Below are 9,303 nucleotides of genomic sequence, written 5' to 3' on the forward strand. Positions count from 1 at the left end.
CCGCAGGCTCACCGCCCCCGCCCACCGCCGTCCCCCAACTCCCGCAACGCCTCGTCCGTCAGCCGGTACACCGTCCACTCGTCCTGGGGCCGGGCGCCCAGCGCTTCGTAGAAGTCGATCGCGGGGCGGTTCCAGTTGAGGACGGACCACTCCAGGCGTTCGTAGCCGCGGTCGACGCAGATGCGGGCGAGGGTGGTGAGGAGGGATCTGCCGTGGCCGGAGCCGCGGGCGGTGGGGCGGACGTAGAGGTCCTCCAGGTAGATGCCGTGGACGCCGCGCCAGGTCGAGAAGTTGAGGAACCACAGGGCGAAGCCGACCGGTTCGCCGGTGGTGTCGTCGGTGGCGATGTGGGCGTAGGCGCCGGGGTGTTGGCCGAAGAGGGCCTCGTGGAGCTGTTCCGGGGTGGCCCTCGCTGCCTCGGGTTCCTTTTCGTAGGCGGCGAGTTCGCGGATCAGGGCGTGGATGACGGGGATGTCGGTGGGGGTCGCGGTGCGGATCATGCGGAGAGGGTAGAAGACGGGCTCGGGTCCGTGTCCCGCTCGGCGGGTTCGCGGCGGGGGAGCAGGAGGGGGCTCGCCAGGAGCAGGACCCCCGCGAGCGCGATCGCCGTGCGCGGAGTCGTGGCCGCCGCGACCAGCCCCCACGCGGCCGTCAGTGCCGCGATCGCCGCGCTGGTGCTGACCGACCATGCCGTGAGGGTGCGGGCGATCCGGTCGGGGGCGGTGTCGGTGAGCCGGGCGGTGGCCAGCAGCGGGTTGAAGACGCCGATGCAGGTGACCATGCCCAGTTGGACGGCGGTGACGAGGAGCATGCCGGGGACGCCGGGGCGGACGAACGCCAGGCCGATCGGCCAGCACGCGCGCAGCACCCCGGAGGTGAGCAGCACCCTGCGCTGTCCGAACCGGGTCGCGAGCGGGCGGGCGAGGCGTGAGCCGACGAAGCCGCCGACGCCGGAGGAGGCCGCGAGCGCGAGGGCGTACTGCCAGGGCGCGAAGCCGAGGCGACCCAGCAGGAGTACGGCGAGCAACGGCTCGGACGCCATGATCAGGCCGTTGACCATCATCGCGTTGAGGAGCAGCGGGCGCAGGGTGGGGTGGGCGAGGAGGTAGCGCCAGCCGTCGAGCAGATCGCCGGCGCGCAGGCGCGGTGCGCCGCTGCGTTCGGGGCGGGGTTCCGTGCCGCCGATGGCACGGATGCCGAGGGCCGAGAGCAGATAGCTCGTGGCATCGGCGATGACGGTCGTCACCGGGCCGAACAGCCCGATCGCGGCCCCGCCGAGCGGGGGGCCGAGCATGGTCGAGGTCCAGGTCGTGGACTCGAAGCGGGCGTTCGCGACGAGCAGGTCCTCGGGCGGGAGGAGCGACTTCAGGAAGGCCCCGCTCGCCGCGTTGAACGCGATGTTCGCGGCGGCGACGACCACGGAGACCACGAGGAGCTGGGCGAAGGTGAGCCAGTCGAGCGCGTACGCGACGGGGACGCTCAGCAGGGCCGCGAACCGGGTCAGGTCCATGGCGATCATCACCGGCCGCTTACGGCGGAACTCCACCCACGGGCCGAGCGGCACCGCGAGCAGCGAGCCCACGGCCCGCCCCGAGGCGGCCAGCACCGCGACCTGGGTCGGGCCGGAGTGCAGCACGATGATCGCGAGCACGGAGAACGCGCCGAACCCGAGCCCGGTGCCGTACGAACTGACCGCGAACGCCGCCCACAACCACCCGAAGCGACGCCCCAGCGCCCGTCTGCCCACCCGCACTCCCCCTGCCGAACCACCTCGTGCTGACCCCGGGATCCAACCGAGCGGCACCCCCGCCGGTCAAACAACCGACCCACCACACAACCACAACCAACAGTTGTATCTGCTGGTGGAAGAGGATTGTCAGTGGGCGCCAGTAGGGTCGCAGGCGTGGATCTCGACGCTGTGCGCACCTTCGTGGCCATCGTGGACGCGGGCCGCTTCCAGGATGCCGCCACGGAGTTGTCGATCACCCAGCAGGCCGTCTCCAAGCGGATCGCCGCGCTGGAGCGCGCCGTAGGAGTGCGGCTGTTCGCCCGCACCCCGCGCGGGGCGGAACCGACGGTCGACGGCCGGGCGTTCCTGCCGCACGCCCGCGAACTGCTGCGTGCCGAGGCACGGGCGTACGCCTCCGTCCGCCCCGGCCACCGCGCCCTCCGCGTCGACGTGATCGGCCGCGGCCTCGCCCCGGCCGCGCTGCTGCGCGACTTCCACCGCGCCCACCCCGAGACCGAGCTGGACGTCGTGACCCTCTTCGACGCCGACGCGGCGGTGGACGCCATCCGCTCCGGCACGGTCGACGCGTCCTTCCGCGCGGTCACCGGGACGGGCCGGCGGCTCCCCGGTGACATCGAGGTCAGCCGCGCCTTCGACGAGCCGGTTCAGCTGCTCACCGGGCCGGGCCACGTATGCGCCGCCGCCCGCACGCTCACCCCTGCCGATCTCGTCGGGCATCGGATCTGGATGCCCGGGCTTGTCGCCGGTACCGAGTGGGCCGCGTACTACGACGCGCTCGCCGCCGCGTTCGGGCTCACCATCGAGTCCTCCGGGCCCGACTTCGGTGTGGAGCCGTTGCTGGACACCATCGCGGGGTCCCGGTCGCTGGCGACCCTTGTCGGTGAGCAGACCCGGCTGGTCTGGCCCGCCGGCCACGACCTGCGTCGTATCGGCATACGCAGTCCGACCCCGGTCTATCCGCACTCCCTGGTCAGCCACCGCGACAACCACCACCCCGGACTCGCCGCCCTCCGCGACCACCTCGACTCGATACGCCCCGACCCCTCCGACGGAGGGATCTGGACACCGGCGTGGGCATGAAGGGCCCGATCTCGTCCGTCATCGCGGCGCACCGCCAACGGATTTCGTAGGGGGAGGCCACCGCCCCGCCCGGAATGTCGATCCCGCCCCGAACCCCGCCCGCGTGCGTGAATCGGCTCATGCGAATCACCCGGGGCCTCCACAAGGTGTGGGCGTACGTCCGCAGGGCCCCCGGCACCTACGTCTGGCTGGGGATCCTCTTCGTCACCACGGTCGCCGTGCACCACATGTCGCCGGAGTTCGAGCAGGAGTTCCTGCGGCAGCGGTCCACCAACATCCACGAGTTGTCGAACAACCCGGTACGCGTGCTGTTCGCGAGCGCGATGTGGATGGACGGAGGCCGCTGGCTGCCGTACGCCGCGCTGTACACGGTGTTCCACGCGCAGGCGGAGCGCTGGCTCGGTACGGCGCGGTGGCTGATGGTGTGCGTGGCCGCGCATGTGCTGGCGACGCTGATCAGCGAGGGCGCGCTGCTGTGGGCGATCAAGCGGGACATGGCACCCCGGTCGGCCGTCGACACCCTTGACATCGGGGTGAGTTACGCGCTGGCCGGGGTGGTCGGCGTCCTCGCGTACCGGATCGCGCCGCCCTGGCGGTACCCGTATCTGCTGATCGTCCTCGCGGTCTACGGGGTGCCGCTGGAGACCCACCGCACCTTCACCGATCTCGGGCATTTCACCTCCGTCCTGATCGGCCTGGCGTGTTATCCGCTGGTCAGAGGCTGCGGAAAAGCATGGAATCCGAAGGAGACAGTGGCCGCCCTCAGGGGTTAGCGTCCCGGTATGAGCAGTTCGGCAAGCGGTGTCGTGAACGGTGGCGTCTCCTTCTGGTACGCGGACGACGGCCTCCCGGCCCGCCGCGAACCCCTCGCGGGTGACGCGACCGCCGACGTCGTGATCGTCGGCGGCGGCTACACGGGACTGTGGACCGCGTACTACCTGAAGAAGGCGGCCCCCTCCCTCCAAGTCACCGTCCTGGAGCAGAAGTTCTGCGGCTACGGCGCCTCGGGCCGCAACGGCGGCTGGCTCTACAACGGCATCGCGGGCCGCGACCGGTACGCGAAACTCCACGGCAAGGAAGCCGCCGTACGCCTCCAGCAGGCCATGAACGACACCGTCGCCGAGGTCATCAAGGTCGCCGACGACGAGGGTGTCGAGGCGGACATCCATCGCGGTGGCGTCCTCGAAGTCGCCTGTACGCCCGCCCAGTTGGCGCGGCTGAAGGCCTTCCACGAGCACGAGCTGTCGTACGGCGAGAGCGACCGCGAGCTGTACGGCGCGCGCGGGACCGCCGAGCGGATCCGGGTCGCGGACGCGGTCGGTTCGACGTGGACGCCGCACGGCGCGCGACTGCATCCGGTGAAGCTGGTGAAGGGACTCGCGGCCGCGGCGGAGGCCCTGGGGGTGGTCATCCACGAGTCCACACCCGTCACCGAGATCCGGCCCCGGCACGCGGTCACGCCGTACGGCACCGTCCGCGCGCCCTACGTCCTGCGCTGTACCGAGGGTTTCACCGCCAGCCTCAAGGGCCAGCGGCGGACCTGGCTGCCCATGAACTCCTCGATGATCGCGACCGAACCGCTGACCGACGAGCAGTGGGAGTCGGTCGGTTGGAGCGGTCTGGAGACCCTCGGCGACATGGCGCACGCCTACATGTACGCGCAGCGCACCGCGGACGGCCGCATCGCGCTGGGCGGGCGCGGGGTGCCGTACCGCTTCGGGTCGCGGACCGACAACGACGGGCGCACGCAGCCGGCGACGGTCGAGGCGCTGCGAGAGATCCTCGTCCGCTTCTTCCCCTCGCTCGCCGGGCTGCGGATCGAGCACGCCTGGTCGGGTGTCCTCGGGGTGCCGCGCGACTGGTGCGCGACGGTGACCCTGGACCGTTCGACGGGTCTCGGATGGGCGGGCGGTTACGTCGGCTCGGGGGTCGCGACCACCAACCTCGCCGGGCGGACGCTGCGCGATCTGGTCCAACTGGACTCCGGCCAGGCGGGGCCGACCGACCTCACCACCCTCCCGTGGGTCGACCACAAGGTGCGCAAGTGGGAGCCGGAGCCGTTCCGTTGGCTGGGCGTGCAGGGGATGTACGCCACCTACCGCGCGGCGGACCGGCGTGAACTGACCGGGCACGGTGCGGAGTCGTCGCGGCTGGTGCGGGTGGCGGACCGGGTCGCGGGACGGCATTGAGGGGGACGGCACTGAGCGGGACGGCACTGAGGCAGGCGCCAGAGGTTGTCCACAGGGGTTGGGCGCCGAGGCATCGGTAGTTGTCCACCCTCTGAGGGAAGCCCCGCTTGCCTTGGCGCCGAGCGTCCCTCACGTCACCGACTCCGCCTCCGCCTCCGTCACCGGCGCCCCCGCCGCAGCCCCGTGCTTCGGTGCCCGAGCCGTCACCATCAGCCCCGCGACCAGCCCCGCCAGCAGCATCACGGCGACGGCCCACCAGATGGCGACCGTGTACCCGTGCACGATGCCCTTGCTGGTGATCAGCGCCTTCTCGGCCGGGTTGCGCAGATGGGCGGCGATATAGGCCGTACTGCTGGTGGTGGCGATCGTGTTGAGAAGGGCCGTACCGATCGAACCGCCCACCTGCTGCGCGGTGTTGACGGTCGCGGAGGTCACGCCCGAGTCGCGCGGGGCGACCCCGGCGGTGGCGGTGGCGAACACCGGCATGAAGATCAGGCCCATGCCGAGGCCCATCAGCAGCAGCCCCGGCAGGAGTTCGGTGGCGTAGTCCGACTCGACGGTCAGCCGGGTGAAGAAGGACATGCCGCCCGCCGCGAGGAGCGCGCCCGGCACCATCAGGGTGCGCGGCGGCACATGGTGCATCAGCCGGGCCGAGATCTGCGTCGAGCCGATGATGATCGCGACCGTGAGCGGCAGGAAGGCCATGCCGGTCTTCACGGGCGAGTAGCCGAGGATGACCTGGAGGTAGTAGGTCAGGAACAGGAACATGCCGAACATGCCGATCACGGCGAGGCCCATGGTGAGGAAGCAGCCGGCCCGGTTGCGCTCCTTGACGATGTGCAGGGGGAGGAGCGGGCTGGGCGCCCGGTTCTGCCACCACACGAAGGCCACGAGCAGCACGACACCGGCCGCGAACAGGCCGAGCACCAGCGAGTCCGTCCAGCCGCGCGGCTCCGCCTCGCTGAACCCGTAGACGATCGCGACGAGCCCGCCGCAGCCCAGCAGCACACCCGGCACGTCGAGCCGGGCGCCCGTGTGGCCGGGCCGGTCGTGCAGCAGGGCGAACGCGCCGAAGACGGCGATGACCGCGATGGGGATGTTGACGTACAGACACCAGCGCCAGTTCAGGTACTCGGTGAGCAGCCCGCCCGCGATGAAGCCGATCGCCGAACCGCTGCCCGCGAGCGCGCCGTAGATCCCGAAGGCCTTTCCGCGCTCCTTCGGGTCGGTGAACGTCGTCGTCAGCAGGGACAGCGCGGAGGGGGCGAGGACGGCGGCGAAGACGCCCTGGAGGGCGCGGGCGCCGAAGAGCATCCCGGAGGTGGTGGCCGCGCCGCCGAGTGCGGAGGCACCGGCGAACCCGATCAGCCCGATGACGAAGGTCCGCTTGCGGCCCACCAGGTCGGCGATCCGCCCGCCGAGCAGCAGCAGCCCGCCGAAGGCGAGGGTGTACGCGGTGATGACCCACTGCCGGTTGCCGTCGGACATGCCCAGGTCGCGCTGTGCGGAGGGGAGCGCGATGTTCACGATCGTCGCGTCGAGGACGACCATCAACTGCGCGAGAGCGATGATCACCAGCCCCCACCAGCGGCGGGGATCGGGGCCGTCGGCCGTCGTCGCGGTTTCACCTGTTCGGGTGACGCTCATCTGGTCAGAAGACCATGAATCGGTACGGATCGCATCCGCGGGGACGGTGGGTTCGCCGTGCTTGCTCCGGCCGCGTCCGCTCATGGCTCCAGCACCACCTTCCCGGTCGTCCCCCGCGTCTCCAGCGCCCGGTGCGCGTCCGCCGCCCCGGCCAGCGGAAACCGCCGTACGGCCGGCACGAGCCGCCCCGCCGCGGCCTCGGCGAGCGCGCGCAACTCCAGCGTCCGGACCGGACTGGGCCCGCCGGCCCTCCGCATCATCACGGGCCCGAGCACCTGCTCGGACACCCCTTCGAGGGCATACGGCTCCCCGCTCGACCACCCGAAGACGACATGCCGCCCACCGTCCCCGAGCAGCCCGACGGCCGCCCGCGCCACCTCGCCGCCCACCCCGTCGAACACGAGGGTCGCGTGCCGCCCGCCGAGCCGGGCCCGCACCTTCCCCGGCCACGCCGGATCCGTGTAGTCGACGGCGAGATCGGCGCCGTTCGCGCGCACGAGGGCGACTTTCTCGGCCCCGCCCGCGAGCCCGACGACCGTGGCACCGGCGTGCCGGGCGTACTGCACGAGCAGGGTCCCGAGCCCACCCGCGGCCGCCGGCACGACGACCACGGAGTCCGCGCCCAGCTCGCAGAACTGCACGATCCCCATCGCGGTACGCCCCGTCCCGATCATCGCGACGGCCTGCGCGAAGTCGAGGTTCGCCGGGATCTCGTGCACGCGGTCGACATCGACCACGGCCAACTCGGCGTACCCGCCCGGCGCGAACCCGAGATGCGCGACCACCCGCTTCCCGAGCCACAGCCCCGCGACCCCGTCGCCGAGCGACTCGACGACACCGGCGACCTCGCGGCCGGGGATGGTGGGCAGCGCGGGCAACTCGGGCAACGGACCCCGCTCGCCCTTCCGCAGCACGGTGTCGAGCAGATGGACCCCGGCGGCCGCGACGGCGATACGGACCTGGCCGGGGGCGGGGGAGGGGTCGGCGACGGTCGTCTCGTAGGAGAGGTTCTCGGCGGGGCCGAAGGCGTGCAGTCGTATGGCATGCATGGCCTCACCCTTCAACCTCAAGCGTGCTTGAGGTCAAGTGCCCGCCAGGTGGGCCGGAGGCCCGGTGTCGCCAGCGCCAGCGACACCGCGGTCAGGGCGCTGTTGAAGGACACCTCGGAGAGCACACCGGGCGCCGCGACCTGGTCGCCCGCGAGATAGACACCGTCCCCGCGATCGATGGCGGGCCGGTCCCGCCAACTGCTGCCGGGCAGATCCACCGCTCCGGTACGACCGCTCGCGAGCCCCGCCCGCCGCCAGACCACCCGCTCCCGCCAGCCCCGGAACCCCAGGTCGAGCAGTTCCTCGGCCCGGGCGACACCGTCGGCCTTCGTCTCGTACGGCGCGATCGGGACCTGCGCCTGGAGGAGCTGCTCACCGGCCGGAGCGAGCGAACGGTCCCGCGCGCCGGACCACTCGACCCACCCCGGCGCGTCGAGATCGCAGACGACGAAGGGATCGCCCCGGCGGGTGCGGAGCGCCAGATCGAGGAGGGCCGTACGCCCGCTCGTCCACGTCAGGGAGTCGTCGCCGAGGAGACGGCGGGCGGCGTCGAGGGAGGTGGCGACGACGACGGGCGTGTCCCTGGGCACGGTGTCGACCCGGGACAAGGTCTCGACGCGCACGCCCAGTTGCCAGGCCCGGGCGGCCATCCGGTCGACGACGGTCGCCCAGCCACCGCGCGGCCGCCGCGCCTCGGCCGGCACCCGGACGGCCCGCAGCAGCCGCTCCCGCACGAAGGCGGCGGACAGGGCGCCGGGGTCGTGGTGGAAGAGGACACCGGTGGCCCGGTGCGCGGCGGCCCGGGCGGCTTCCTCGCCGCCGACACCGGTCGCCCAGGTCATGAAGTCGACGTCCACAGGCGCCTGTTGACGAACACAGCGATGGATCAGTCGCAGCATCGGCAGGGGCGGCGTCCGGCGCAGGACCCCGTGCTGCCGCAGCCGGAACCGCCCCGGGGCGGCCACAGGAACCGGCGCGAGCGCCCCGAGCAGCCCGCGCCGCCGCAGCCAGGCCCAGTGCGGCCCGCGACTGTGGAGGACGTGCGGACCGTCGTTCGTCCGTAACGGCCCCTCGGCGGTCCGCACGTCCTCCACAGTCGCGGGCCGCACTGGGCCTGGCTGCGGCGGCGTTCGNCCGGTACGGCCCCTCGGCGGTCCGCGCCCGCCCGCCGAGCGTGTGATGGGCCTCGTACACGGTGACCTCGGCGCCCGCCTCGGCCGCGGCGATCGCGGCGGTGAGCCCGGCGAGGCCGCCGCCGATGACGGTGATGCGGTGCATGGGGGTCTCCCTCGCGGGTGGCGTCCGAGTGCGGGGTGGCGTCCGGGCGTGGGTGCGCCCTTCTCTCAGTACGACGATTCGAGGGGCGGGAATGTGACGTCGGCGGGGAGGCGGATTGCGTCTGTGCAGGTCAGGGGAGTGCCCGGGGGATTGTCAGTGGCGGGGTGCAGGATGGGGTCATGGCGAGGAGAGCGACGGGCGGCACGGGTAGGACGAGCGCAACGGGTGGGGCAGGGAGGACGGGCGGGGTCAAGGGGGCGCGGCGGCCGGAGGTGCGGTTGCCGCCTCTGGAGGCGTACGCCGGTGGGGA

The 9,303-nt window shown here is 72.4% G+C and carries 7 protein-coding genes and 1 pseudogene; 3 read left to right on the plus strand and 5 right to left on the minus strand.

The features are described from left to right. Positions 1-8 precede the first annotated feature (8 nt). Both JHN63_RS47415 and JHN63_RS47420 read right to left on the minus strand, forming a co-directional pair. Positions 9-500, minus strand: a complete 492-nt coding sequence (locus tag JHN63_RS47415; protein ID WP_200691340.1) for a GNAT family N-acetyltransferase — start codon at positions 498-500, stop codon at positions 9-11. Continuing rightward, positions 497-1,747, minus strand: coding sequence for an MFS transporter (locus JHN63_RS47420; RefSeq protein ID WP_200691341.1), 1,251 nt, complete (start codon positions 1,745-1,747; stop codon positions 497-499). The genes JHN63_RS47415 and JHN63_RS47420 overlap by 4 nt, the downstream gene beginning before the upstream one ends. Before the next feature lie 156 nt (positions 1,748-1,903). On the opposite strand from JHN63_RS47420, the gene JHN63_RS47425 reads away from it, so the two are divergent. The 3 genes from JHN63_RS47425 to JHN63_RS47435 all read left to right on the plus strand — a co-directional run bounded on the left by JHN63_RS47425 (position 1,904) and on the right by JHN63_RS47435 (position 5,019). After that, positions 1,904-2,830 (plus strand): LysR family transcriptional regulator, encoded by a 927-nt coding sequence (locus tag JHN63_RS47425; protein WP_200691342.1) that lies wholly within the window; start codon positions 1,904-1,906, stop codon positions 2,828-2,830. 119 nt (positions 2,831-2,949) lie between these two features. Beyond that, entirely contained in the window at positions 2,950-3,603 is a 654-nt protein-coding gene (locus tag JHN63_RS47430; RefSeq protein WP_200691343.1) for a rhomboid-like protein, read from the plus strand. Positions 3,604-3,612: 9 nt separating this feature from the next. Next, positions 3,613-5,019, plus strand: a complete 1,407-nt coding sequence (locus JHN63_RS47435; RefSeq protein WP_200691344.1) for an FAD-binding oxidoreductase — start codon at positions 3,613-3,615, stop codon at positions 5,017-5,019. Positions 5,020-5,148: 129 nt separating this feature from the next. Here the strand turns inward: JHN63_RS47435 and JHN63_RS47440 are convergent, their stop codons facing one another. The 3 genes and pseudogenes from JHN63_RS47440 to JHN63_RS47450 form a co-directional block, all read right to left on the minus strand. Further along, positions 5,149-6,666: an MFS transporter gene (locus JHN63_RS47440; RefSeq protein ID WP_200691345.1), complete on the minus strand. Its 1,518-nt coding sequence runs from the start codon at positions 6,664-6,666 to the stop codon at positions 5,149-5,151. A gap of 80 nt (positions 6,667-6,746) precedes the next feature. After that, a complete protein-coding gene (locus tag JHN63_RS47445; protein ID WP_200691346.1) occupies positions 6,747-7,715 on the minus strand; it encodes a zinc-binding dehydrogenase in 969 nt (322 codons plus the stop codon). A gap of 17 nt (positions 7,716-7,732) precedes the next feature. Then, positions 7,733-8,993: pseudogene (locus tag JHN63_RS47450) on the minus strand (NAD(P)-binding protein). Between the last annotated feature and the right edge of the window lie 310 nt (positions 8,994-9,303).

The sequence above is a fragment of the Streptomyces sp. MBT65 genome, assembly GCF_016612545.1.
Classification (GTDB): Bacteria; Actinomycetota; Actinomycetes; order Streptomycetales; family Streptomycetaceae; genus Streptomyces.

Coding starts and splice junctions, on each gene's coding strand:
- JHN63_RS47430 (WP_200691343.1), top strand. CDS start 2,950: ATGCGAATCACCCGGGGCCTCCACAAGGTGTGGGCGTACGTCCGCAGG.
- JHN63_RS47415 (WP_200691340.1), bottom strand. CDS start 500: ATGATCCGCACCGCGACCCCCACCGACATCCCCGTCATCCACGCCCTG.
- JHN63_RS47435 (WP_200691344.1), top strand. CDS start 3,613: ATGAGCAGTTCGGCAAGCGGTGTCGTGAACGGTGGCGTCTCCTTCTGG.
- JHN63_RS47440 (WP_200691345.1), bottom strand. CDS start 6,666: ATGAGCGTCACCCGAACAGGTGAAACCGCGACGACGGCCGACGGCCCC.
- JHN63_RS47445 (WP_200691346.1), bottom strand. CDS start 7,715: ATGCATGCCATACGACTGCACGCCTTCGGCCCCGCCGAGAACCTCTCC.